The sequence below is a fragment of the Bacillus sp. LR--39 genome (genome assembly GCF_053613335.1).
Genome location: NZ_JBSIOT010001674.1, coordinates 1 through 507, shown reverse-complemented (window position 1 = coordinate 507; position 507 = coordinate 1). Strand labels below are relative to the sequence as shown.

At 45.2% G+C, this 507-nt stretch carries 1 protein-coding gene; it reads right to left on the bottom strand.

Annotated elements, in window-relative coordinates; translation table 11 throughout:
• Positions 1 to 44: 44 nt before the first annotated feature.
• Positions 45 to 507: lysophospholipid acyltransferase family protein (locus ACWHAR_RS32450; protein ID WP_452089101.1), on the bottom strand; the 463-nt coding region annotated here is incomplete at its 5' end.

Below are 507 nucleotides of genomic sequence, written 5' to 3'. Positions count from 1 at the left end.
GCTTTTCTTATTTTCACAGTTTCAGGGCAATCTCTCAGAACGCCTTATAGCTGATCAAGTTTATTCTCTAGTTCTTTAATCCGCTGATTCAAAGCCTCTGTCATTGCTGCAAGTCTTTCCTTTGAAGGCAGGTGGGCAAAATCAGCCTGGTGAAGAGGCTCACCGATAATCAGCTTCATTTTTCCTTTTTTGAATAACTCTTTTCCGCTTGAAGGGCCCTGATGTGCAGCGGGGACAAGCGGCGCTTTCCCCATTTGCGCAATCGTCACCGCACCTCTTTTCAAAGGCACATCCTCAGAGGTTCTTGTTCCGCTTGGGAAGATACCGACGATCTCTCCTTCTTTCAGCAGCTTAATCGGCGTTTTAATACTGCTTGGCCCGGGATTTTCCCGATCTACCGGAAAGGCATGAATTTTCTTCAGAAACGAACCGATCCATTTATTTTGAAAAAGCTCTTTTTTCGCCATGTAGTGTATTTGATAAGGAAGAATCCCGACTCCGAGTGTA